The sequence below is a fragment of the Thiobacillus sp. genome, from assembly GCA_024235835.1.
Taxonomy (GTDB): domain Bacteria; phylum Pseudomonadota; class Gammaproteobacteria; order Burkholderiales; family Thiobacillaceae; genus PFJX01.
The window spans coordinates 1,107,195-1,128,996 of the sequence record JACKLQ010000002.1; the positions used below are offsets into that span (position 1 = coordinate 1,107,195).

Genomic DNA, 21,802 nt, shown 5'->3' on the forward strand with positions numbered 1-21,802 from the left:
GGGCCACAGACGAGCCCGCCATGTTCATTGTCCGGACCATTCGCCTTGCACCATCAAAAACCCAGGCTTTCCAGCAGATCGTCTACCTGGGCCTGGCTAGTCACTACATCACTGCGCCCCGCTGAGTTGATGACAGGCCCGTTGAGCAGGCCAGGCGACACGGATTGGCGTTTTTCCTGGGGGGTGGTTTCGATGAGTAGCCCCAGCAGCTGGCTTTCCAGTTGCTGGGCCGCCTCCAGGATTTTCTTGATGACCTGGCCGGTGAGGTCCTGGAAATCCTGGGCCATGATGATTTCCATGAGTTGGGCGTTGGTGGAGGCGGTCTGCTGGGGTACCTGGGCCAGATAGGCGCGGGTGTCCTGAACCAGGGCCTTGAATTCGTTGACACCCAGTTGCTTGCTGAACAGCTTGTCCCATTGCCCGGACAGATTCTGGGCGGTCAGGCCCATTTGCTCCTGTATGGGTTGGGCGTTTTCTGCGGCGTTCAGGGTCCGCTCCGCCGCCTGGGCGGTCATGGAGGCGATGTAGTTCAGGCGGTCCCGGTTGTCGGGCAGGTCGCTCGCCACCTTTTCCAGGGTCTTGTCCAGCCCCAGTTCCCGCAGCAGGTTGTGCAGTCCCCGGGTCATGTGGCCGATCTGGGCGAAAACCCGTTCCGGGCAAACATTTTCGTCCGCGCTTCCACCCATCTCTTCATGGCTGACCGCCACGGCAATGCTGTCAAAGAGCGCTTCCAGTTCGGGCGTGTCAGCGTCCGGGGAATTTGCCTCGGGCACAGGGGCCGGCGCGGGTGCCGTGGCCTCAGCTATGCTGTCGAACAGGGCTTCGAGTTCTGCAGAGTCGCCGCTCATTGCTGTTCCTTGTTCAGTTCAGTGGCCCATGCAACCTGGATTACATGCCGTACTTTTCGAAGATCTTGCCCATCTTTTCTTCCAGGGTGGCAGCCGTGAAGGGCTTGACGATGTAACCGGAGGCCCCGCTCTGGGCAGCTTCGATGATGTTTTCCTTTTTCGCCTCGGCTGTGATCATGAGCACGGGCAGGTGCTTAAGGGTGGCGTCGGCGCGAATGGCCTTGAGCAGTTCTATGCCTGTCATGTTGGGCATGTTCCAGTCCGTGACCACGAACTGGAAGTTGCCCCCGTGCAGTTTCTGAAGTGCGGCAACGCCGTCCTCGGCTTCGTCCACGTTGGTGTATCCCAATTCCTTGAGCAAATTGCGCACGATCCGGCGCATGGTGGAGAAATCGTCTACCACCAGAAATTTCATGTTCTTGTCGGCCATCGCGGTCCTCTCAATACCTTTGTTCCATGCATGCTAGGGGCATGTGGCGGGACATTTTAGCGTGGGGTCCTAGCGTTTTAGAAAAGCCAGCAAAGTCTCGGCCAATACCGCCGGGTCGAACTTGGCCACATAGGCGTCCACCCCTACTTTCTGTCCCATGGTCCGATTGGCTTCCGAGGAGAGGGAGGAATGCATGATGACGGGGATGCCGGCAAAGCGCTGATCGGACTTTATGTTCTTGGTGAGCACGTAGCCGTCCATTTCGGGCATTTCCGCGTCCACCAGGATGAGCTGGACCGTGTTCTTGACCGGCTTGCGTTCGGCCGCGCTCCTGTCCGCCATGTTGACCAGCTTGTTCCAGGCCTCGCGGCCATCGTTGGATTGAATGTATTTGACGCCCAGCTGGTCCAGCACGGAAACGATCTCCTTGCGGGCCACGGAAGAATCGTCCGCGAAAAACACGGTGGCATCCCGGACGCTTTCCACCTTGGGCAGACTCGGCATGGCTTTTTCACCCAGCACCTCCACCAGTACCCGTTCCACGTCCAGGATGGAGACCAATCGGCCATCATCCAGTTCGGTGATGGCCGTGATCATGCCGTCCTGGCCGGCCAGGTTGTTCTCCGGGGGTTTAACCTTGTCCCAGTCCACCCGGATGATGCGGTCCACGTCCTGGACCAGGAAACCTTGGGTGTGACGGGAGAACTCCGTGACGATGAGGGTTTCGCCGATGCCTTCGGGAGCCCCCTCAAGGCGGATGAAGCGGGCAAGGGAAATGACCGGAATGATGCTGCCCCGCAGGGAGATCACACCCTCCACGCCGTCGGGCATGTTGGGCGTAAGCGTGATGGGGGGCGTGGGGGAGACCTCCCGAACCTTGAAGACGTTGATACCAAAGGTTTCGTGGGTACCCAGGGAAAACATGAGCAGTTCCATCTTGTTGGAGCCGGCAAGTTTGGTCCGGGCATCCACGGCCTCCAGAAGCTTGGCCGGTTCCAAAGGATTCATGGTTGCTATCTCCGATTACTTGAGCAGGCGGTTGAGCACTTCGGCCAGGCGATGGGGCTCGAATTTTGGCACGTACTCGTCCACGCCCACCGAGAACCCCAACTGCTTGTTGGCGTCGGAGGAAAGTGAGGAGTGCATGAGCACGGGGATGCCGGCGAAGCGAGGGTCGCCCTTGATGTTCTTTGTTAGGACGTAACCGTCCATCTCGGGCATTTCTACGTCCGTCAGGATCAGTTGCACCAGTTCGTTCACCGGCTTGCCGGAGATCTCGGCCTGAGCCGCAATCTTCTGCAGCTCATCCCAGGCCTGGCGGCCGTTGATGCTGGGAATGCCATGGATGCCGAGGGCCTCCAGGGTGCGTTCCACCTGTTTGCGGGCCACTGAGGAGTCATCGGCGTAGAAAACGGTGCGGTTGGGCTTGTCCAGGGGCTCGAGGCTGGCGAACAGATGGCTGTCGTCTTCCTGGGAGGTGTCGGCAAGGATTTTCTCCACGTCCAGCATCATGACGAGGCGCCGGTCGGGCAACTCGGTTACCGCCGTGACGAGCCCGCCCATGCGGGCCACCAGCATGCTGGGCGGAACTTTCATCTCGGCCCAGTCCAGGCGCAGGATGGTGTCCACTTCGCCCACCAGGAACCCTTGTGTATGGCCGTTATACTCGGTGACGATCATGATGGAAGGCGGCGCATCAGTCGAAATGCCAATGTACTTGGCCAGATCCACCACGGGCACCAGTACCCCCCGCAGGCTGACCATGCCTTCCACCGCGGGCGGCATGTCCGGCGCTCGGGTGATTTCTGGGATGCGCATGACTTCCCGCACCTTGAACACGTTGATGCCGAAGGTTTCCTTGCGACCGGTGTTCGTGTCCGTACCCAGGGTAAACAGCAGGATCTCCAGCTTGTTCGCCCCTGCAAGACGGGTGCGGGCATCAATGCGTCTTAACAAATCCGACATGGCGGCCTCATGTGCAAAGTATCCAGACTCCTCTGGCTGGGAATCTTCCTTCCAATCATCGGCCTATTGGCTAAAAACTTTAGGGAGAGCATACGAAAGTCAGCCCTGGGCGATGGTTTAATATCAACCATTCATGCTGGTTACCAATGCCATGTCCATACATGCCCCTGACGACGCGGAGCTCAGACAGGCCTTCGCGCTGTTCAGCCAAACCTCGGAGAAATTGGCCGAGACCTATCTGGAACTCCAGTCCCAGGTGGGGCGCCTGACCAGTGAGCTGGCCGCGGCCAACGGCGAGTTGGCACGACGTGAACGATTGTCCGCCCTGGGCGAGATGGCGGCCCAGGTGGCCCACCAGCTGCGCACCCCCCTGGCAACGGCCTTGCTTTACACCGGCCATCTGGCGCGGACCCAGGTCAAGGATGCCGATCGCATCCGCTTCGCCGAGAAAACACTGGGTCGCCTCCGTTATCTGGAACGGCTGATCCAGGACATGCTCCTGTTCGTCAAGGGCGCCCAGGTGTCCGGTGAAGTGTTCCCGGTGTCGCCCCTGCTGGACGAATTGGTACAGACCCTGGAGCCCCACGCTGCCGCCAGTGGCGTGGACTTGTCCGTCCAGCCCTGGCAGGGCAGCGCTGTCCTGCAGGGCGACCGGCAGGCCATCGCCGGAGCGCTGATCAACCTCGTGGAGAATGCCCTGCAGGCCTGCGTCCCCGGAGGACAGGTGCATTTGTCCGTGGCGGGAGAGGGGAGCCCGTTTGCCGCGTTCCGTGTGGAGGATGATGGCGCGGGCATCCCGGAGGGGGCCCGGGAGCGCCTGTTCGAGCCCTTCTTTACCACCCGGGGGGAAGGCAGCGGCCTGGGCCTGGCCATCGTGCGCCAGGTGGCGGATGCACACGGCGGCTGGGTGGAGTGGGCGCCACGGGAGGCGGGGGGCAGTCGGTTCACCCTCTACCTGCCCTTCGCGCCCCAGGAGCATGCCCATGGCTGAAACCCTGCCGGTGTTGGTGGTGGAGGACGATGCCCCCCTGCGGGAGGCCCTGGCCGATACCCTGGAGTTGGCAGGCTATTCGGTCATGTCCGCGGACGACGCGGAACAGGCCCTGGCCTGGCTGGACAAGGGATCGCCTGGCCTGGTGCTTTCGGACGTGCAGATGCCGGGCATGGATGGCCATGCCTTGTTGCGCGCCATCAAGGCCAGACATCCCGATATCCCCGTGTTGATCATGACCGCCTACGGCCAGATCGAGCGGGCGGTGGAGGCCATGCGGGATGGCGCGTCCGATTACCTGCCCAAGCCTTTCGAACCCGAGCGCCTGCTGGCTGCGGTGGCGCGTTACTACCGTCAGGAAAGTGCATCGGACGAGTCGGGCGTGGTGGCCGAGGATGCCGCCACCCAGGCCTTGCTGGACCTGGCCCGGCGCGTGGCCGGCACGGATACCACGGTGCTCCTGACGGGGGAATCCGGCGTGGGCAAGGAGGTGTTCGCCCGCTATATCCACCGCCATTCCGCCCGGCATCCGGGGCCCTTCGTGGCGGTGAACTGCGCGGCCATCCCGGAAAGCCTGCTGGAATCCGTGCTGTTCGGCCACGAAAAGGGGTCGTTCACCGGCGCTGCCACGGCTCAGGCCGGCAAGTTCGAGCAGGCCAACGGCGGCATACTGATGCTGGACGAGATGGCAGAACTCCCCCTCAATCTCCAGGCCAAGCTGCTCAGGGTGCTGCAGGAACGTGAGGTGGAGCGGGTGGGCGGGCGCCAGCCCGTACCCCTTGATGTGAGGGTGATCGCCGCCACCAACCGGGACCTGGCCACTTGCGTGCGGGAAGGACGCTTCCGCGAGGACCTGTACTACCGGCTGAATGTTTTCCCCCTGGAGATCATGCCGTTGCGGCAAAGGCGGGGAGACATACCTGCGCTGGCGAGGCATTTCCTGAAGCGCTTCGAGGACGTGATCGGACGGCGTGGCTTTCTGCTCTCCGATGCGGCCTTGACTGAATTGACTGGGTATGACTGGCCCGGTAACATCCGTGAGCTATGTAACGTGGTACAGCGGGCCATGGTGCTGGCCCCCGGGGCGGAGATCCTTCCCGAGCACTTGATGCTGCCGCGCCAGTCTGCCACGGGCCGAACAGTTTCTGCCTCGGCAAGCTCGAGCGAAATGGGGCTCAAGGACGTGGAGCGGGAGACAATCCTGGATACCCTGCGCCGTATGGGTGGTTCCAGGCGACGCACGGCGGAAGCCTTGAACATGAGCGAGCGGACCCTGCGTCACAAGCTCAAGCAGTACCGCGAGGCAGGATTTCTGGATGGAGATGACCTCCTATAATGGGCTTCAGGAGGTAGGGCGATGAGCAATATCGATCAGATGGTGAACCAGTTGCGCGCCGTGGCGGTGCAGGCAGCGGGTGGATCCGCGCCTCAGTCAGCCCTGGCTGTCGACTCCGGACAGGACTTCGCGGCCTTGTTGAAATCGGCGGTGGACGAGGTCAATAGCGCCCAGATGGACGCAAAGCAGCTGACACGACAGTTCGAAGCCGGCGACCCCGATGTCAACCTACAGGATGTGGTCCTCTCCTTGCAGAAGGCCAGTCTGTCCTTCCAGACCATGGTGCAGGTACGCAATAAACTGGTATCGGCCTACCAGGAAATCATGAACATGCAGGTCTGATCGGGACACGGTTGACGGATGGCCATTCCGGCACAGAACCTTCTCAACAACTTTTCCCTGCGCTTCAATCAACTGCCCGCCTCCAGAAAAATGGGGATTGCGGCAGCCGTGGCGGCGTCCATCGCCCTGGTCGTGGGGTTGTTCCTGTGGTCCAGCAGCCCGGACTACCGCGTACTGTTCTCCAACCTGTCGGAGAAGGACGCGGGGGCGGTCACCGCGACCCTGCAGCAGATGAACGTGGCCTACAAGACCGAGGCGGGGGGAACACTGCTGGTGCCCTCGGACCAGGTCTACGACCTGCGCTTCAAGCTGGCAGCCCAGGGCTTGCCCAAGGGTGGGGCCGTGGGCTTCGAGCTGATGGACGCCGCCAAGCTGGGCATGACCCAGTTCCAGGAACAGGTCACCTACCAGCGGGGCCTGGAAGGTGAACTGGCCCGTTCCATCCAGTCCCTGTCTCCCGTTGAATCCGCCCGGGTTCACCTGGCCATCCCCAAGCCTTCCGTCTTCATCCGAGACAGGCAGGCGCCTTCGGCGTCCGTGCTGGTAAACATGCATGCCGGGCGGGCACTGGATGCGGGCCAGGTCCAGGCCATCGTGCATCTGGTCTCCAGCAGCGTTCCGGAACTCTCGCCCAAGAACGTGACCGTGGTGGACCAGGCCGGCAATCTGATGACGGCCAGGAACGACGGTGGTGCCATCCAGGGTCTGGATGCCAGCCAGCTGGATTACCTGCGCCAGATGGAGTCCTACTATGCCCAGCGCATCGAGGCCATCGTCTCGCCCATCGTGGGCCAGGGCAACGTCAAGGCGGAGGTGCGGGCCGACCTGGACTTCTCCCAGTCAGAGGCCACCAGCGAGACCTACAAGCCCAACCCCACGCCGGAGGCCCAGGCCATCCGCAGCCAACAGTCCGTGGAGGACATCAACGCCACCGGAAACCAGGCCCAGGGTGTGCCGGGAGCCCTGACCAACCAGCCTCCCGGTCCCGCCACTGCGCCCACCACTGCCCCGGCAGGCGCCAACGCGGGGTCCAACCCCACTACGGCTGGGCAGGGTGGTGGGGGCGGTTCGAGCCGCAAGGAAAGCACGGTCAATTTCGAGCTGGACAAGACCATACGCCACGTTAAGGACCCGGTGGGCCGGGTCAAGCGCCTCTCCGTGGCCGTGGTGGTGAACTACCGGGCGGCGATTCCGGGCCCGGAAGGTGAGCCCGGCAAGCCCACGCCCCTGACAGCCCAGGAACTGGAGCAGATCAACAATCTGGTGAAAGAGTCCATGGGCTTCAGCCAGGAGCGTGGCGACACGGTCAACGTGGTGAATGCGGCCTTCACGGAGGCCAAGGTCGAAATGGACATTCCCCTCTGGAAGGATCCGGATAACGTTTCCATGGCCAAATCCCTGCTCAAGAACCTCGTCGTATTCGGCCTGGCCTTCTATCTGGTCTTCGGGGTTCTGCGCCCCCTGTTGCGGGATCTGCTCAAGGCGCCGGTTGCGGTAACGCCCGAGGGCATTGGGCTCGACGGCAGCGAGCGCGGTGCGGCGGGAATGGAGGGCGCTTCCGGGGCCGGGCGTGGTGATACCTACGGGGAGACCCTTGTGAAGGTCAAGGAGTTCGCCAAGACCAACCCCCAGCTCACGGCTGACATCATCAAGGAATGGATGGCCAAGGAATGAGCGAGCAAAGCATCAAGGAGTGCGCCATCCTGATGCTCGCCCTGGGGCATGAAGAGGCCGCCGAGGTATTCAAGTATCTGGGCCCCAAGGAGGTGCAGAAGCTGGGCACCGCCATGACCACCGTGGGCAACGTCAGCCGGGAGCAGATGGATGTGGTGCTGCGGTCCTTCCATGACGAGACCGAAGGCCGCGTCAGCCTGGGGGACTCCAGCGAGTACATCCGCTCCGTGCTCAAGAAGGCCCTGGGAGACGACAAGGCCGGGCATCTCATCGACCGCATCCTTCAGGGGAACGAAAGCGCGGGCATCGAGAGCCTGAAGTGGATGGATTCCGCCAGCGTGGCGGAAATGATCCGCAACGAGCATCCCCAGATCATCGCCACCATCATGGTGCACCTGGACCGGGACCATGCCAGCGAGATCCTCAACATGTTGCCGGAGCGTCTGCGCAACGACGTGATGCTGCGCATCGCCACCCTGGAAGGGGTCCAGCCCCTGGCCATGCGGGAACTCAACGAAGTCCTGACCCAACTGCTTTCGGGCGGCGAGGTTACCAAGAAGAGTTCCCTGGGGGGCGTGAAGACTGCGGCCGACATCCTCAACTACATGGGGGGCGCCATCGAGGCCTCGGTACTGGCCAATATCCGCGAGCACGACGCGGATCTGGCCCAGAAGATCCAGGACCAGATGTTCACCTTCGACAACATCCTGGAACTGGACGACCGTTCCGTGCAGTTGTTGTTGCGGGAGGTCCAGTCCGAGACCCTCATCATCGCCCTCAAGGGCACGTCCCAGGATCTCAAGGACAAGATCTTCAAGAACATGTCCAGCCGTGCCGCCGAGGCCCTCAAGGAAGATCTGGAGGCCAAGGGGCCCGTGCGGCTCTCCGAGGTGGAGGCGGAACAGAAGGAAATCCTCAAGATTGTGCGCAAGCTGGTGGACGAAGGCCAGATCGTGCTGGGCGGCAAGGGGGGCGAAGAGGGTTTGGTGGAATAATTCCATCTCGCCTCCTGACAGCAACCCGCAGCCACCATGTCCAAAGTCATACCAAAGGAACAACTCACCGCATACCAGCGCTGGGAATTGGCGGCGTTCGAGGAAAGCGAAACCCCGCCTCGAACCGGAGCGGCTGGCTCTCCCGCGGGCCATGTCCAGGACGGGTTCGATGAGGACACAGACCTGCGTCTGAATCTACCCACCGCTGAGGATCTGGAGCACATTCAACAGGCAGCCTGGCAGGAGGGCTACAACCTGGGCCTGGAGGAAGGCCGCAAGGCAGGATTCGAGACGGGACGCCAGGAGGGGGAGAAATATGCCCGCCAACTGCGGCTCCTGACCGAATCCCTGGAGTCCGAGCGCCTGCGCCAGGATGGGGAAGTGGCCCAGGAAATCCTGACCCTGGCCCTCGTCGTGGCACGGCAGGTGGTGGGAACCAGTCTGCGCGTGAAGCCGGAACTGTTGCTGGACACCATGCGCCAGGCCCTGCTGTCGCTCCCCTCGCTCAGTGGCCACTATCGTGTCTTCGTGCATCCTGACAGTGCCCAGGTGGTCAGGGACTGGCTGGCCCAGGAACACAACCACCTGTCATGGAAACTGGTGGAGGACGAGCAGATGGAGCCGGGCGGCTTTCGTTTCGAGAGTGCCCACAGCGAGTTGGACGGTTCGATGCAGGTCCGCTGGCGGGAGATTTCCGAATGCCTGGGGGCGAGCACCGAGTGGCTGGACTGAGCCGCGCCGCCAACCTCGTCGGCTATCTTCGGGACTGTCAGGAGGCGGTGGGTCAGATCATGCCCTGGCGTACCAGTGGTCGCCTCACCCGGGTGGCTGGGCTGGTCATGGAGGCTTCTGGCCTCAAGCTGGCCACGGGGGTGTCCTGCCGTGTAGTCATGCCCGGTGGCCAGCAGGTGGACGCGGAGGTGGTGGGGTTTTCCGGCGAGCGCCTGTTCCTGATGCCATCCACCGACGTATATGGTCTGGCACCCGGGGCCCATGTGGAATTGTCCGGTTCCTGTTCCTTCGAACCGCCCCTCATCAGCAAGCCCTTCGTCCGGCGCCGCCGTATCGAGGACCGCATACGCCAGGTGGCGGTGGGCCCGGAACTGCTGGGGCGGGTCATCGACGGCGCGGGCCGCCCCCTGGACCGCCTGGGCGCCGTGGAGGCGCCCAGGCGGGTGCCCCTGTATGCCCGACCCTTCAACCCCATGGAGCGGGAGCCCATCAAGGATGTGCTGGACGTGGGGGTCAGGGCCATCAATGCCCTGCTGACCGTGGGGCGGGGCCAGCGCATGGGCCTGTTCGCCGGCAGCGGCGTGGGCAAGTCCATGTTGCTGGGCATGATGGCCCGCTATACCGCCGCGGACGTGGTGGTGGTGGGACTCATCGGCGAGCGGGGCCGGGAGGTGAAGGACTTCATCGAGAACATCCTCGGCGAGGAAGGCCTGCGTCGGGCTGCGGTCGTGGCCGCCCCCGCCGACTCGCCACCCCTGCTGCGTCTGCATGGCGCGGCCTACGCCACGGCCATCGCCGAGTACTTCCGCGACCAGGGCATGAACGTACTGCTGATCATGGATTCCCTGACCCGCTATGCCCAGGCCCAGCGGGAGATCGCCCTGGCCGTTGGTGAACCTCCGGCCACCAAGGGCTACCCGCCGTCGGTCTTCGCCAAGATGCCCCAACTGGTGGAACGGGCCGGCAATGGACGCAAGGGCGGCGGCTCGATCACCGCCTTCTACACCGTGCTCATGGAAGGGGACGATCAGCAGGATCCGGTGGCTGACGCCGCCCGGGCCATCCTTGACGGACACATCGTGCTGTCACGCCAATTGGCAGACCAGGGGCATTACCCCGCCATCGATATAGAGGCCTCCATTTCCCGTGCCATCACTGAATTGTTGTCACGCCAGGACATGGATCGGGTGCGGCGGTTCAAGGCCCACTATGCCCGTTATCAACGCAGCCGGGATCTGATAACCATCGGTGCCTACAGCAAGGGAAATGATCCCCAATTGGATGAGGCGATCGCCTTATATCCAAGGATGGAGCAATTTCTTGTTCAGGACTTCCTGGACAAGGAAGCCTATTTGCCCAGCCGGGAGCAACTGGAAGCCTTGCTGGCCAGGAGTTGAAGAGGCGAAACACAACGAGAGCCGGGCACAGGGGCCGGCCCCCGCATGGTCAATCGCACGTCAGCCGTTTTCGTCCCGGGACTTGCTCGCCAGACGGGTCCAGATAAACAGGCCCATGGCGATGAGAAATCCGATGGTAAACAGGCTCAGCAGGCCGATGTCGCTGCCAAAGAGTTCTTTCATCACGGCGTCCATTTACAAGCTCCTTTTTAGGCCCCTTAAGGGTGCGTTGATGGATTGTGTGCACCTGCGTGCAGGCTCGTCTCTTCAGTAAAGGGCGCCTGCCAATCACCTTCCAGACGCCAGCGGTTACCCGCCGGTTCCAGGATGAGATGGCGCTTGCCCTGGCCCGTTAATGCCACCTGGGCTTGATATTTCCCCTGTCCTACAACCTGCAGGGGGATTATTTGATCCAGTTCCACCTTGGTCGGGTGCACCAGCGTCAGTTGGAGCGCTTCACCATCTGCTGGCAGATTTTCCACATTCAGAAGCAAGGTGCCTTCCTCATGGGCCAGCCGGGCGGAAATGCCCAGGCGTGCCGCCGACGCCAGAGCTTCCCGGGGCGCCACCACGGCCATGCCCGTCTTGACGTAATCCGCCTTGACCAGGTCATCCGGATCCCTGGCAGCGATGTAGACCGTGGTGAGGCCCGCCACCACGGCGCTCAGCGGCAGGGCGATGATCAGCCAGACCATGCGCTCCTTCCACCAGGGCAGGTTGTGTTTGCCGGGCGCTGCGCTATTCATGGCGTGACCTCATCTCAGGAAGCTGGACTTGGCTTCCCGGGCGATGGAAGCGTCGTCCTCCGCCTGGATGCTGAACAACACAGGATGGCTGGGGCGTTGCAGGTTAAGGCGATCGGTGCGCAGGGATACATTGACGTTGGCGGTGCCCAGGGCAGGGATATCCACCTCGGCGCCGGAATGCACCGTCAGGCCCTTGATGCCCGTGGCCTTGATGGTGTAGCGGTGGGCCTTGGCGTCCATGTTGATGATCTGCAGGCGGTACACGTTCTCGATCTGGCCGTTTTCCACTTCCCTGGACAGGGTTATGCGGTCGCGGATGACGTCGGCGCGCAGGGGGACACGGGCTGCCAAGGTAACCAGGAAGGCAACGATGATGGCTGAAAGCACAACTGTGTAGAAAATCGTGCGGGGGCGGAATACATGGGAAATGATGCTCTTGTCCCCGTATTTACCTTCGATGGCGTTCTGGGTGGAGTAGCGGATGAGGCCCTTGGGATATTCCATCTTTTCCATCACCTGGTCGCAGGCGTCTATGCAGGCGGCGCAGCCGATGCACATGTACTGCAGCCCGTTACGGATATCGATGCCGGTGGGGCAGACCTGCACGCAGATGCCGCAGTCCACGCAATCCCCCAGGCCTTGGGCCTTGTAGTCCGATCCCTTCTTACGGGAGCCACGCCCCTCGCCACGTCGGTAATCGTAGGTGATGATGAGGGTGTCCTGGTCGAACATCACGCTCTGGAAGCGGGCATAGGGGCACATGTACTTGCATACCTGTTCCCGCATGAAGCCGGCGAAGCCCCAGGTGGCGAAGGCGTAAAAGAAGATCCAGAAAGTCTCCCAGGGGCCCAGGTTCCAGGTCAGCAGTTCCTGCCACAGTTCAGTGGCGGGGGTGAAGTAGGCCACGAAGGTGAAGCCGGTCCACAGTGCCAGGATGATCCAGGCCAAGTGCTTGCCGCCCCGTCGCAGAATCTTTTCCCCGCTCCAGGGCATGGTGTTGAGCTTTTGCTGCTTCTTGTAGTCACCCTCGATCCAGCCTTCCACCCACATGAAGAGTTCGGTATAGACCGTCTGGGGGCAGGCATAGCCGCACCAGAGGCGGCCGGCGATGGCGGTGAACAGGAACAGGCCCAGGGCGGATATGATCAGTAGCACGGCCAGCCAGATGAAGTCCTGGGGCCAGAACACCAGATCAAACAGATAGAACTTGCGGGCACCCAGGTCAAAGAGGATTGCCTGCCGGTCATTCCATTGCAGCCAGGGCAGGCCGTAATAGAGGGCCTGGGTCAGCACCACCAGGCCGATACGCCACCAGTTGTACCAGCCGTGCACGGCACGGGGGTAAATCTTCTGGTGCACTGCGTACAGGGATTGTTCCTCTTCGCCCTTTTTGATGATGGGGATGCTGTCGGTGGGCTTGGGATCAGTCAATTTCTCTTCCTCTCAAGTCAGATCGTTAGCCGCCAATCGGATTGGCGGTCTTTTTCTCCGATCCATCCTTAGGGTATCCACTGCTTTGGCGGATCCCGGAAAGCAGGCCGCTCGGGGAACGGCCTGCTTTCCGGGGGCCGGTAGACCGGCCCACCGGGATGAACCGCTTAGTTTGCCGCTGCGGGCGCGGCGCCGTCAGCGGGGGTTGCCGCGTCGGCAGGCATGGCTTCGGCGACCGGGGCGTCAACCACGGGTTTCTGGCCACCACCCAGACCCCATACGTAGGCGGTCAGGAGGTGAATCTTGGCCTCGCCAAGATGGGCCTGGGCGGGCATGCCACCCTTGCGGCCCTTGACGATGGTCTCGATGATGGCTGCCTCGCTGCCACCGTACTGCCAGGCGTCGTCCACGATGTTGGGAAAGCTGGCGGCGGGCATGCCCTTGCCATCCTCGCCGTGGCAGCCGGCGCACACCGCGTACTTGTCCTTGCCGACGGCGGCCAGGGCAGCGTCATGGGGCTTGCCGCCCATGGACAGGACATAGTTGGCGATTTCCTTGGCGCTCTGCTCGTCACCAGCCATGCCGCCAGGCATTTCGGCAATGCGGCCACCAGTGAGGCTGGCCTTGATGTCGTCGGGCGTGCCGCCGAACAGCCACTGGTTGTCGGCCAGATTGGGGAAGCCCCTGGCGCCCTGGGCGTCGGAGCCGTGGCACTGGGAGCAGTAGGTCAGGAACAGGTTCTCTCCCATGCTTCTGGCGTCGGGGTTGGCTGCCACCGTCATGACGTCCTGGCCCATGAAGGGCTGCAGCACGGCATTGAACTTGGCATCCACGCGTTCCTTCTCAATCTGGTACTCCTTGGCGGAAGACCAGTTCCATACACCCTCAAACTTACCCATGCCGGGATACAGGACCAGATAGATGATGCCGAAGAAAATCAGGCCATAGAACATCCACATCCACCAGCGGGGCAAGGGATTGTTGAGTTCCTGCAGGTCGCCATCCCATGTGGGGGCCATCAGTTCAGCCTGCTCTCCTGGGGCCAGTTTTTGGGTGGTCTGGCTTTGGAGCACGTACAGCGAAAAGAGAATGCCTGCGATGCTCAACACGGCAACGTAGTAATGCCAGAAGTCGCTGACAAAGTCGGGAATAGCATATCCAGCAATCATGAGTGTCTCCTAATCAATTAGGCGCTTTGCCGGTCCCATGGTCATCGCCAGCGTCTTCCTGGAAGGGGAGCTGGGCAGCATCGTCGAATTTCTGTTTGTTCTGCCGGTGAAAGGCCCACCAGACGATGCCGATGAACACCAGGAAGAACAGCACGGTGGCGATGGAACCGAAGAGACCAGCGTCCATGTCAGTTAACCTTGGGACCGTAGGTGCCGAGCACCTGCAGATAGGCGATGAGGGCGTCCATTTCGGTCTTGCCGTCTAGCATGGCAGGGGCTTCGGCAATTTCCGCGTCTGTGTAGCCGTGACCGACGATGTTGAGGGTCTTCATCTTCGCCTGGATATCGGAGGCATCGGCCGGGGCATCAGCCAGCCATGCATAGGCCGGCATGTTGGACTCGGGCACCACGGAGCGGGGATCCATCAAGTGGGCGTAATGCCAATCGTCGGAATAACGACCCCCAAGACGATGCAGATCGGGACCAGTGCGCTTGGAACCCCACAAGAAGGGCCGGTCGTAGACGAACTCTCCGGCCACGGAGAAGTGGCCGTAGCGTTCCGTTTCCGCGCGGAATGGACGCACCATCTGGGAGTGGCAGCCTACGCAGCCTTCCCGGATGTAAATGTCCCGGCCCGCCAGTTGCAGGGCGTTATAGGGCTTGAGGCCCTCGATCGGCTGGGTGGTGGATTTCTGGAAGAACAGGGGCACGATCTGGACCAGTCCGCCGATGGACACGACGATGAAGGTCAAGATCATGAGCAGGCCGATGTTCTTTTCAAGAACCTTGTGTGCAGACATGTGTAGTCTCCTTGTCCGTTAGGCCGCGACAGCTTCGGGGATGCGGGCGTCGTTCACAGCCTTGCCGGCGGCGATGGTCTTCCACACGTTGTAGGCCATCAGCAGCATGCCGGCGAAGAACATGAAGCCACCGATCAGACGGATCGCGTAGAACGGATACATGGCGTTCACGGACTGGGCAAAGCTGTAGGTCAGCGTGCCGTCGGCATTGGTGGCACGCCACATCAGGCCCTGGGCCACACCGGCAATCCACAGCGAAGCGATGTATAGGACCACGCCGATGGTGGACCACCAGAAGTGCACGTTGATCAGCCGGGTGCTGTACATCTCCTCGCGGCCGAAGAGGCGCGGGATGAGGTGGTACAGGGAGCCGATGGAGATCATGGCCACCCAGCCCAGGGCGCCGGAGTGCACGTGGCCGATGGTCCACTCGGTGTAGTGGGACAGGGCGTTCACGGTCTTCACGGACATCATGGGGCCTTCGAAGGTGGACATACCGTAGAAGGACATGGCGGTGATCAGGAACTTCAGGATGGGATCGGTGCGCAGCTTATGCCAGGCGCCGGACAGGGTCATGATGCCGTTCATCATGCCGCCCCAGGAGGGCGCGATCAGCATCAGGGAGAAGACCATGCCCAGGGACTGGGCCCAGTCAGGCAAGGCGGTGTACAGCAGGTGGTGAGGACCGGCCCACATGTAGATGAAGTTCAGGGCCCAGAAGTGCACGATGGACAGGCGGTAGGAGAAGATGGGCCGACCGGCCTGTTTGGGGATGAAGTAGTACATCATGCCCAGGAAGGCGGTGGTCAGGAAGAAGCCCACGGCGTTGTGGCCATACCACCACTGCACCATGGCATCCTGCACGCCGGCGTAGGCTGAGTACGACTTGGTAAGGGTCACGGGCAGTTCGGCACTGTTGACAATATGCAGCAAGGCGATAGTGACGATGTAGGCGCCGAAGAACCAGTTGGCCACATAGATGTGCTTGGTCTTGCGCTTCATGATGGTGCCGAAGAACAGCACCGCATAGGCTACCCACACCACGGTGATCAGGATGTCGATGGGCCATTCCAACTCAGCGTATTCCTTGCTGGTGGTGTAGCCCAGGGGCAGGGACACCGCTGCGAGAACGATGATGAGCTGCCAGCCCCAGAACACGAAGGCGGCCAAACCGTCGGACAACAAGCGGGCCTGGCAGGTACGCTGAACTACATAGAGGGAGGTGGCGAAGAGCGCGGAACCGCCGAAGGCAAAGATCACCGCATTGGTATGCAGGGGGCGCAGTCGGCCATAGGACAAGATGGCAGAGAGCGGACCGAGATCCTTGGTAATGTCCGGCCAGATCAGCTGGGTGGCGATGATGACGCCGACCAGCATACCAACAATTCCCCACACAACCGTCATGATGGCGAACTGTCGGACGACCTTATAGTTGTATGTTGCTTCCATACGGGTCTCCTTAGCAGTTAAGGCTGGGTCACAAAAAAATGAATGTCAAAAAACGACATTCAAATCCTAAATAACTAGTTGATCCAAGTCAATGTGGCGTTCCACGTGGTTCCTTGGGCGACGGGCCAGGCAAATCGTCGTCCATGAGGATGCGGTGGGCGGGACCTTCCATGTCCTCGAACTGGCCGCTTTTCACTGCCCAAAGGAAAACCAGGGCAATGACCGCCACGAAAACCAGGCTGAGCGGGATAAGGAGATAGAGGATATCCATGAGGTTTTTTTATTGGTCGCCGCGCATGGTATTTCTTGCCTCAGGAAACATGCAATCAAAAAACTTTATGGCTCCACGCCCCTGATAGCGTCATGGGAAGCAATGCGGGACAGGCGCATGGCATTCAGGACCACCAACAGGGAGGAAAGGGACATGCCTATGCCTGCCATCCATGGAGTGATGTAACCCAGGGCGGCGGCAGGAATGGCCAGCAGGTTGTAGAGGGCGGCCCAGGCCAGGTTCTCACGGATGATCTTCTGGGTCTTGCGGGCCAGGACCACGCCGTCGGCCAGGCGGCCAATCTCGCTGGATAGCAGCACCATGTCCGCTGCTGCCTGGGCCGCTTCGGCCCCCTGGTCCACGGCCACGGATACCTGGGCCTGAGCCAGCACAGGTGCGTCGTTTACTCCATCTCCGGTCATGGCCACCACCGCGCCGGCCTGTTGCAGGGTACGTACCGCTTCCAGCTTGTCCTGGGGCAGCATGTCTCCACGGGCATCCTCGATGTCCAGTTCCCGGGCCAGGGCCTGCACGTTCTCGCCACGGTCGCCGGAATAAAGGTGCAGGCGCACGCCCAGGGTCTTCAGTTCGGCGATGAGCTGGCGAGCCTGGGGCCTCAAGGCGTCCCCAAGGGCGAACCAGGCCAGTACGCCTTCCTGGTCCGCAAGCCCCACCAGGGTGAGGCCCGGGGCGTGAATGTCTTCCGGTACGGCGCCAATGAAATCCGGTGTGCCCAGGCGATAGTCCCGGCCGGTCACGCGGCCGCTGACGCCCTTGCCGGGGATGTAGCGTAGTTCTTCGGCTTCCAGGTTGACGTTGCCCGGAATCGCGGCGCGCAGGGCGGCGGCCACAGGGTGGGTGGCGCCCTGCTCCAGTGCCCGGGCAATGGCCATGGCCTGGTTCTTCTCGCCTCGCTGCACATGCACATCCCGCAGGCTGAATTCGCCCGTGGTCAGGGTGCCCGTCTTGTCGAAGACGAAATCCGTGGCCCGGGCCAGGGTTTCCAGGGCATGGCCCCGGGTGGAAAGCAGGCCCAGGCGGGTCAGGCGCCCAAGGGCGGCGGTGAGGGCAGCAGGGGTGGCCAGGCCCAGGGCGCAGGGGCAGGACACCACCAGCACCGAGACGGTGATCCAGAAGGCCTTGGAGGGATCGGTGAAGTACCAGGCGGTGGCCACTGCGGCGGCGATGAGCAGCAGAGCCAGCACGAACCAGGCCGCTACCCGATCGGCGATGAGGGCTAGGTGGGGCTTCTCAGCCAGGGCCCGGTCCAGCAGGCGCACGATGCCGGAGAGCACCGTGTCGGCGCCCACCTTCTCCACCTTCACCACCAAGGGGCTTTCCAGGTTGAGGGTGCCCCCGATGACAGGACTGCCAGCCTGCTTGCCCACGGGATGGGACTCTCCAGTCAACAGGGACTCGTCCACGTTGGATACGCCTTCGGCGACAGCGCCGTCGGCGGGGAAGCTCTCCCCCGGGCCCACCAGGACATGGTCGCCGGGCACCAGTTTCACGGCGGCCACGGTTTCCTCCTCCCGGCGGGCGGGAAAGGCTGGCAGTCGCACTGCTGCTGCGGGAATGAGCTTGACCAGGCTTTCCGCCGCCTCCGCTGATTTCTTGCGTGCGTTCATTTCCAGGAAACGTCCGGTGAGCAGGAAGAACACGAACATAACAACCGAATCGAAATACACGTCCTCGCTGCCGGTGAAGGTGCCGTATATGCTGGCGGCATAGGCCAGGCCAACGCCCAGGGCCACGGGCACGTCCATGCCGGCCCGGAACAGCCGCAGGTCCCGCCAGGCGCCCTGAAAGAAGGGCCAGGCGGAATAGAACACCACGGGCGTGGTGAGCAGCAGGCTGGCGAAGCGCATCAGGGCCTCGATATCTGCCGCCATGGTGTCGCCTTCGGCCATGTACACGGGCACGGCGTACATCATGACCTGCATCATGCCCAGGCCGGCGATGGCCAGCCGGCGGATGGCGGTATTGCGCTCCTTACGGAATAGTTCTTCCTGGCGATTGGTGTCGAAGGGATAGGCCAGGTAGCCGATCTCCTGAATGCTCTTCAGGATGTCGGAGAGCCGGATCCTGCCGTTGTCCCAGCGCACCCGGGCGCGACGGGTGGAGAAGTTGATGTCCACCCCCAGCACCCCGGGCAGCTGGAGCAGATGGCGCTCGTTCAACCATACACAGGCGGCGCAGACGATGCCCTCCAGGATCAGGTTGGCCTCGCGCAGGTTCGCGTCCTCCCCGGCGCTGCTGACAAAGCTGGCCTGCACCTCCGGAATGTCATAGAGCTTGAGGTTCTTGAGTTCCTCCAGGGCCGCTTCCGGCGTGGGAGGCATGTCGGTGCGCAGACGGTAATAATCCGCGTTGCCCGAGTCGATGATGGTTTGGGCCACGGCCTTGCAACCCAGGCAGCACGCGGGCCTTGCAGTGCCCTGGTAATTGATGACGTAGCTTGTGCCCCGGGGTACGGGCTCGCCGCAATGGAAACAGATGGCGGATGAAGCGGGGAAGTCGTTTGCGTCGGGCATGGCGGCGGATTCTACCCGGCCGGGGATCACCGCGCCCCCGGGGCCGACTCTTGGTCGGCTCCGTTCTCCATGGGGGGATGGTCTTGTCTGGGGCGGTCCAGAGTTCAGTTTGTCAGATGGTTGGCCAGGGCGGCGAACTCCGCGACAGACAGGGTCTCCCCCCGCCGCGCCGGATCAATGCCCACTGCGGCGAAGGCGGTGTCGTCCGCCACGCCTTTCAGGGTGTTGCGCAGGGTCTTGCGGCGCTGGCCGAAGGCCCGGGCCACCACGTCGGCGAAGACCTTGTGGTTTGTGCAGGGCACGGCTTCGGCAGGCAAGGGCACCAGGCGCACGATGGCCGAATCCACCTTGGGCGGCGGCTGGAAGGCGCCGGGCGGCACGATGAACAGCCGGGTGACGGCGAAGCGGGCCTGGAGCATCACCGACAGGCGGCCATAGTCCGGGGTATCCGGGGCGGCGGCCATGCGGTCCACCACCTCCTTTTGCAGCATGAAGGTCATGTCGCGAATGCCGGCCGCATAGTCCGCCAGATGGAAGAGCAGGGGCGAGGAGATGTTGTAGGGCAGGTTGCCGACCACCCTTAAATCGTTGCCCAGGGCACCGAAGTCGAAGTTCAGGGCGTCTGTCTGGTGGATGGCCAGTCGCTCAGCGGGCAACTCGGCCTGAAGACGCGCAACCATGTCCCGGTCGAACTCCACCACGTGCAGGTGCCTCAGGGCGTCCAGCAGGGGCCGGGTCAGGGCACCGGGGCCGGGGCCGATCTCAACCATCAGGTCGTCCGGCTCTGGACGGATGGCGGCCACGATGCGGGCGATGTAGTGCTGGTCCACCAGGAAGTGCTGGCCCAGGTGTTTCTTGGCGCGGGGAAGGGGGGGGTTCATGCTTGCCTGGCTCGGTGTCTGGCCATCTCCAGGGCGGTGGCGATGGCTACCCGCAGGCTGCCGTCGTTAACCCGGCCCTGGCCTGCAAGGTCCAGGGCCGTGCCGTGGTCCACGGAGGTGCGGATGATGGGCAGGCCCAGGGTCACGTTCACGCCTTCCCCGAAGCTGGCGTGTTTCAGCACCGGCAGGCCCTGGTCGTGGTACATGGCCAGCACCGCGTCACAGGCCTCCAGATGCTTGCGCTGGAACAGGGTGTCGGCGGGGAGGGGGCCCATGAGATCGATGCCCTGGGACCGGAGGCGGGCCAGCACGGGCTCGATTACCTCGATCTCCTCCCGGCCCAGGTGGCCCCCTTCCCCCGCGTGGGGGTTCAGGCCGGCCACCAGGATGCGGGGCGCGGCGATGCCGAAATCCCGTTTCAGTGAGGCATGGAGGATGCGCAGGGTCTCCTCCACGGCTGCGGGGGTGATGGCGTCGGCCACCTCCCGGATGGGCAGATGGGTGGTCACCAGGGCCACCCGTAGCCCGCCGCCCGCCAGCATCATCACCACCCTGGGGGTGTGGGTCATTTCCGCCAGGAATTCCGTGTGCCCGGTGAAGGGGATGCCCGCTTCGTTGATCACGCCCTTGTGCACGGGGCCGGTGACCAGGCCGGCGAACTCGCCCGACTGGCAGCCTTCAATGGCGCGTCGCAGGGTATCCAGCACATAGGCGCCATTGCCTATATCCAGATGGCCTGCGGTGACCGGGCTCGGGGCGGACATATGCAGGATGCTCAGGGAGTTGGCGTGTCCCTGCTGATAATCCGGCACAGTGAATCCCAGGCCCAACCGGGCGGCCCGATCTGCAAGAACCTTACGGTCCGCGATCAGGACCAGGGGGCATTCAGGCGGGTTCTGGGCCAGCAGGACGCATAGGTCCGGGCCGATGCCGGCCGGTTCGCCGGCGGTGAGGACGAGGGGGGCGGTCATGCAAATAAAAAGGGGCGGCAGAAGCCGCCCCTCAGGTCAGGGCTTGTCGTCAATCCCGCTCGCCCATGAAGGCCATGAGCAGTTGCAGCAGGTTCACGAAGATGTTGTAGATGTCCAGATAAATGGCCAGGGTCGCCATGACGTAGTTGGTCTCGCCGCCATTCACCACCCGGCTCACGTCGTACAGCAGGAAGCCGGAGAACAACAGCACGGCCACCGCGGACAGGGTCAGCGCCAGGGCGGGGATCTGGAAGAACATGTTGGCCAGGGAAGCCAGGATCAGCAGGACGATGCCCACCAGCAGGAATTTGCCCAGGAAGCTGAAATCCTTCTTGGTGGTGGTGGCGATGCCGGCCAGGGTCAGGAAGATGGCGCCCGTGCCGCCGGCTGCCAGGCCCACGATCTCGGCGCCGTTGCGCAGGTTCAGGGCCACTTGCAGGATGGGGCCCAGCATCAGGCCCATGAAGCCGGTGAGCACCAGCAGCAGCACCACGCCCATGCCGCTGTTGCGGGTGGCGGAGATGCCGAAGAACAGGCCGAACATGACCGCCAGCATGCCCAGGGTACCCATGATGGGGTGCTGGGCCATGAAGGAAAAGTTCATGCTCATGCCGAAGAAGGCGCCGATGACCGTGGGGATCATGGTCAGGCCGAGCATCATGTAAGTATTGCGCAGGACCTTGTTGGTCTGCTCAACGGAAACGGTGGTGGTGTCCATGCGGACAACGTTGTCGAATCGCATTGTTGGATGACTCCATGGTTGGCAACGAGGAATGAGACTAGCAACAGCCGGAAAGAGTTTCAATCTTCTCTTCTGGTCCCCATACGAATTGGGTCGGA

Annotated in this window: 23 protein-coding genes; 7 read left to right on the forward strand and 16 right to left on the reverse strand. The window is 62.6% G+C overall.

Going from position 1 to position 21,802, the window contains the following annotated elements; translation table 11 throughout:
• Positions 1 to 53: 53 nt before the first annotated feature.
• The 4 genes from cheZ to H6935_13530 form a co-directional block, all read right to left on the reverse strand.
• Complete coding sequence (gene cheZ / locus H6935_13515; protein ID MCP5279358.1) at positions 54 to 848, reverse strand: protein phosphatase CheZ; 795 nt, start codon at positions 846 to 848, stop codon at positions 54 to 56.
• 40 nt (positions 849 to 888) lie between these two features.
• Positions 889 to 1,278: a chemotaxis response regulator CheY gene (gene cheY / locus H6935_13520; GenBank protein MCP5279359.1), complete on the reverse strand. Its 390-nt coding sequence runs from the start codon at positions 1,276 to 1,278 to the stop codon at positions 889 to 891.
• A gap of 69 nt (positions 1,279 to 1,347) precedes the next feature.
• The gene (locus H6935_13525; protein MCP5279360.1) at positions 1,348 to 2,286 is read right to left on the reverse strand and encodes a chemotaxis protein CheV; all 939 of its coding nucleotides are present in this window, start codon (positions 2,284 to 2,286) and stop codon (positions 1,348 to 1,350) included.
• A 15-nt stretch (positions 2,287 to 2,301) separates the two neighbouring features.
• Positions 2,302 to 3,243: a chemotaxis protein CheV gene (locus tag H6935_13530; protein ID MCP5279361.1), complete on the reverse strand. Its 942-nt coding sequence runs from the start codon at positions 3,241 to 3,243 to the stop codon at positions 2,302 to 2,304.
• A 133-nt stretch (positions 3,244 to 3,376) separates the two neighbouring features.
• On the opposite strand from H6935_13530, the gene H6935_13535 reads away from it, so the two are divergent.
• The 7 genes from H6935_13535 to fliI are packed head-to-tail and all read left to right on the forward strand — an operon-like array spanning position 3,377 to position 10,710.
• Positions 3,377 to 4,234 (forward strand): HAMP domain-containing histidine kinase, encoded by an 858-nt coding sequence (locus H6935_13535; protein ID MCP5279362.1) that lies wholly within the window; start codon positions 3,377 to 3,379, stop codon positions 4,232 to 4,234.
• Positions 4,227 to 5,570, forward strand: a complete 1,344-nt coding sequence (locus H6935_13540; GenBank protein ID MCP5279363.1) for a sigma-54-dependent Fis family transcriptional regulator — start codon at positions 4,227 to 4,229, stop codon at positions 5,568 to 5,570. Before H6935_13535 ends, H6935_13540 begins: the two co-directional genes overlap by 8 nt.
• 21 nt (positions 5,571 to 5,591) lie before the next feature.
• Positions 5,592 to 5,912, forward strand: a complete 321-nt coding sequence (gene fliE / locus H6935_13545; protein MCP5279364.1) for a flagellar hook-basal body complex protein FliE — start codon at positions 5,592 to 5,594, stop codon at positions 5,910 to 5,912.
• Between the two features lie 18 nt (positions 5,913 to 5,930).
• Positions 5,931 to 7,586, forward strand: coding sequence for a flagellar M-ring protein FliF (gene fliF, locus H6935_13550; GenBank protein MCP5279365.1), 1,656 nt, complete (start codon positions 5,931 to 5,933; stop codon positions 7,584 to 7,586).
• Positions 7,583 to 8,581: a flagellar motor switch protein FliG gene (gene fliG, locus H6935_13555; protein ID MCP5279366.1), complete on the forward strand. Its 999-nt coding sequence runs from the start codon at positions 7,583 to 7,585 to the stop codon at positions 8,579 to 8,581. The genes fliF and fliG overlap by 4 nt, the downstream gene beginning before the upstream one ends.
• A gap of 36 nt (positions 8,582 to 8,617) precedes the next feature.
• Positions 8,618 to 9,313: a flagellar assembly protein FliH gene (locus tag H6935_13560; protein MCP5279367.1), complete on the forward strand. Its 696-nt coding sequence runs from the start codon at positions 8,618 to 8,620 to the stop codon at positions 9,311 to 9,313.
• Between the two features lie 59 nt (positions 9,314 to 9,372).
• Positions 9,373 to 10,710 carry a flagellar protein export ATPase FliI gene (gene fliI, locus H6935_13565; protein ID MCP5279368.1) on the forward strand — a complete coding sequence of 446 codons (1,338 nt, stop codon included), beginning with the start codon at positions 9,373 to 9,375 and terminating at the stop codon, positions 10,708 to 10,710.
• Positions 10,711 to 10,770: 60 nt separating this feature from the next.
• Here fliI and H6935_13570 read toward each other — a convergent pair whose 3' ends face one another.
• From H6935_13570 to H6935_13625, 12 genes are all read right to left on the reverse strand, one after another.
• A complete protein-coding gene (locus tag H6935_13570; GenBank protein ID MCP5279369.1) occupies positions 10,771 to 10,893 on the reverse strand; it encodes a DUF3149 domain-containing protein in 123 nt (40 codons plus the stop codon).
• Positions 10,894 to 10,928: 35 nt separating this feature from the next.
• Positions 10,929 to 11,456 carry a FixH family protein gene (locus H6935_13575; GenBank protein MCP5279370.1) on the reverse strand — a complete coding sequence of 176 codons (528 nt, stop codon included), beginning with the start codon at positions 11,454 to 11,456 and terminating at the stop codon, positions 10,929 to 10,931.
• A gap of 9 nt (positions 11,457 to 11,465) precedes the next feature.
• The gene (ccoG, locus tag H6935_13580) at positions 11,466 to 12,887 is read right to left on the reverse strand and encodes a cytochrome c oxidase accessory protein CcoG (protein MCP5279371.1); all 1,422 of its coding nucleotides are present in this window, start codon (positions 12,885 to 12,887) and stop codon (positions 11,466 to 11,468) included.
• Between the two features lie 167 nt (positions 12,888 to 13,054).
• Positions 13,055 to 14,038 carry a cytochrome-c oxidase, cbb3-type subunit III gene (ccoP, locus tag H6935_13585; protein ID MCP5279372.1) on the reverse strand — a complete coding sequence of 328 codons (984 nt, stop codon included), beginning with the start codon at positions 14,036 to 14,038 and terminating at the stop codon, positions 13,055 to 13,057.
• Positions 14,039 to 14,069: 31 nt separating this feature from the next.
• Positions 14,070 to 14,243, reverse strand: a complete 174-nt coding sequence (locus H6935_13590; protein ID MCP5279373.1) for a cbb3-type cytochrome c oxidase subunit 3 — start codon at positions 14,241 to 14,243, stop codon at positions 14,070 to 14,072.
• A gap of 1 nt (position 14,244) precedes the next feature.
• Positions 14,245 to 14,856: a cytochrome-c oxidase, cbb3-type subunit II gene (gene ccoO, locus H6935_13595; protein ID MCP5279374.1), complete on the reverse strand. Its 612-nt coding sequence runs from the start codon at positions 14,854 to 14,856 to the stop codon at positions 14,245 to 14,247.
• 18 nt (positions 14,857 to 14,874) lie between these two features.
• Positions 14,875 to 16,305: a cytochrome-c oxidase, cbb3-type subunit I gene (gene ccoN / locus H6935_13600; GenBank protein ID MCP5279375.1), complete on the reverse strand. Its 1,431-nt coding sequence runs from the start codon at positions 16,303 to 16,305 to the stop codon at positions 14,875 to 14,877.
• A gap of 88 nt (positions 16,306 to 16,393) precedes the next feature.
• Positions 16,394 to 16,576, reverse strand: coding sequence for a cbb3-type cytochrome oxidase assembly protein CcoS (gene ccoS / locus H6935_13605; protein MCP5279376.1), 183 nt, complete (start codon positions 16,574 to 16,576; stop codon positions 16,394 to 16,396).
• Positions 16,577 to 16,641: 65 nt separating this feature from the next.
• Positions 16,642 to 19,110 carry a cadmium-translocating P-type ATPase gene (gene cadA, locus H6935_13610; protein MCP5279377.1) on the reverse strand — a complete coding sequence of 823 codons (2,469 nt, stop codon included), beginning with the start codon at positions 19,108 to 19,110 and terminating at the stop codon, positions 16,642 to 16,644.
• A 104-nt stretch (positions 19,111 to 19,214) separates the two neighbouring features.
• Entirely contained in the window at positions 19,215 to 19,991 is a 777-nt protein-coding gene (rsmA, locus tag H6935_13615; GenBank protein ID MCP5279378.1) for a 16S rRNA (adenine(1518)-N(6)/adenine(1519)-N(6))-dimethyltransferase RsmA, read from the reverse strand.
• On the reverse strand, positions 19,988 to 20,962 hold the full coding sequence (gene pdxA / locus H6935_13620; protein MCP5279379.1) for a 4-hydroxythreonine-4-phosphate dehydrogenase PdxA: 975 nt from the start codon (positions 20,960 to 20,962) through the stop codon (positions 19,988 to 19,990). The genes rsmA and pdxA overlap by 4 nt, the downstream gene beginning before the upstream one ends.
• A 49-nt stretch (positions 20,963 to 21,011) precedes the next feature.
• A complete protein-coding gene (locus H6935_13625; GenBank protein ID MCP5279380.1) occupies positions 21,012 to 21,704 on the reverse strand; it encodes a Bax inhibitor-1/YccA family protein in 693 nt (230 codons plus the stop codon).
• Positions 21,705 to 21,802: the final 98 nt, after the last annotated feature.

Coding starts and splice junctions, on each gene's coding strand:
- cheZ (MCP5279358.1), bottom strand. CDS start 848: ATGAGCGGCGACTCTGCAGAACTCGAAGCCCTGTTCGACAGCATAGCT.
- ccoO (MCP5279374.1), bottom strand. CDS start 14,856: ATGTCTGCACACAAGGTTCTTGAAAAGAACATCGGCCTGCTCATGATC.
- pdxA (MCP5279379.1), bottom strand. CDS start 20,962: ATGACCGCCCCCCTCGTCCTCACCGCCGGCGAACCGGCCGGCATCGGC.
- H6935_13590 (MCP5279373.1), bottom strand. CDS start 14,243: ATGGACGCTGGTCTCTTCGGTTCCATCGCCACCGTGCTGTTCTTCCTG.
- fliE (MCP5279364.1), top strand. CDS start 5,592: ATGAGCAATATCGATCAGATGGTGAACCAGTTGCGCGCCGTGGCGGTG.
- H6935_13575 (MCP5279370.1), bottom strand. CDS start 11,456: ATGAATAGCGCAGCGCCCGGCAAACACAACCTGCCCTGGTGGAAGGAG.
- H6935_13540 (MCP5279363.1), top strand. CDS start 4,227: ATGGCTGAAACCCTGCCGGTGTTGGTGGTGGAGGACGATGCCCCCCTG.
- fliF (MCP5279365.1), top strand. CDS start 5,931: ATGGCCATTCCGGCACAGAACCTTCTCAACAACTTTTCCCTGCGCTTC.
- fliI (MCP5279368.1), top strand. CDS start 9,373: ATGCCCTGGCGTACCAGTGGTCGCCTCACCCGGGTGGCTGGGCTGGTC.
- H6935_13570 (MCP5279369.1), bottom strand. CDS start 10,893: ATGAAAGAACTCTTTGGCAGCGACATCGGCCTGCTGAGCCTGTTTACC.
- ccoN (MCP5279375.1), bottom strand. CDS start 16,305: ATGGAAGCAACATACAACTATAAGGTCGTCCGACAGTTCGCCATCATG.
- cadA (MCP5279377.1), bottom strand. CDS start 19,110: ATGCCCGACGCAAACGACTTCCCCGCTTCATCCGCCATCTGTTTCCAT.
- rsmA (MCP5279378.1), bottom strand. CDS start 19,991: ATGAACCCCCCCCTTCCCCGCGCCAAGAAACACCTGGGCCAGCACTTC.
- H6935_13535 (MCP5279362.1), top strand. CDS start 3,377: ATGCTGGTTACCAATGCCATGTCCATACATGCCCCTGACGACGCGGAG.
- fliG (MCP5279366.1), top strand. CDS start 7,583: ATGAGCGAGCAAAGCATCAAGGAGTGCGCCATCCTGATGCTCGCCCTG.
- H6935_13625 (MCP5279380.1), bottom strand. CDS start 21,704: ATGCGATTCGACAACGTTGTCCGCATGGACACCACCACCGTTTCCGTT.
- H6935_13525 (MCP5279360.1), bottom strand. CDS start 2,286: ATGAATCCTTTGGAACCGGCCAAGCTTCTGGAGGCCGTGGATGCCCGG.
- H6935_13560 (MCP5279367.1), top strand. CDS start 8,618: ATGTCCAAAGTCATACCAAAGGAACAACTCACCGCATACCAGCGCTGG.
- cheY (MCP5279359.1), bottom strand. CDS start 1,278: ATGGCCGACAAGAACATGAAATTTCTGGTGGTAGACGATTTCTCCACC.
- ccoS (MCP5279376.1), bottom strand. CDS start 16,576: ATGGATATCCTCTATCTCCTTATCCCGCTCAGCCTGGTTTTCGTGGCG.
- H6935_13530 (MCP5279361.1), bottom strand. CDS start 3,243: ATGTCGGATTTGTTAAGACGCATTGATGCCCGCACCCGTCTTGCAGGG.